General features: G+C 52.8%; 1 pseudogene. It reads left to right on the top strand.

From position 1 onward, the window contains the following. Window positions 1–352: 352 nt before the first annotated feature. Window positions 353–424, top strand: a pseudogene (locus tag OC610_RS28910) (amino acid ABC transporter permease); the annotation flags it as partial.

Below are 424 nucleotides of genomic sequence, written 5' to 3'. Positions count from 1 at the left end.
TCCCTCGCCACGGATCAGGCCACCCTGGCCTTCAACGCCCGGCGCAACGCCACCAATAATTTCACGATCTCTCGCGGTTCCAATCGCTGCGGCACTTTTACGTCAGCCATATCTTCTTCCTTGTGATGGATCAAGAATTTGAACCCTGAAGGTCTTCCCTGCGACGCAAGGAAAATAGTCGCCTTTGCCCGTCCGGGCAAATACGCGGGGATAGTTTTTTGGGTGATATAAATATGCTTTAACGGTATTTAAAATCTACTTCTTATGCCTTTAAAGTCAGTGCCTGCGAGCAGTCATCCGCTGCCCATGGACCGCATCACCGCCGCTTACCCAGTGGCGTCCAGGATCTTCAATGAACTTCGATTACGCTTTTATCCTCAGCACCCTCCCGGCGTTTCTCAAGGCCGTGGGCGTGACGCTGCAC

It is taken from the genome of Pseudomonas agronomica, from assembly GCF_025917275.1.
Taxonomy (GTDB): Bacteria; Pseudomonadota; Gammaproteobacteria; order Pseudomonadales; family Pseudomonadaceae; genus Aquipseudomonas; species Aquipseudomonas agronomica.
Note: the sequence above shows the minus strand (reverse complement) of the source record. Positions and strands in the feature narration are given on the sequence as shown.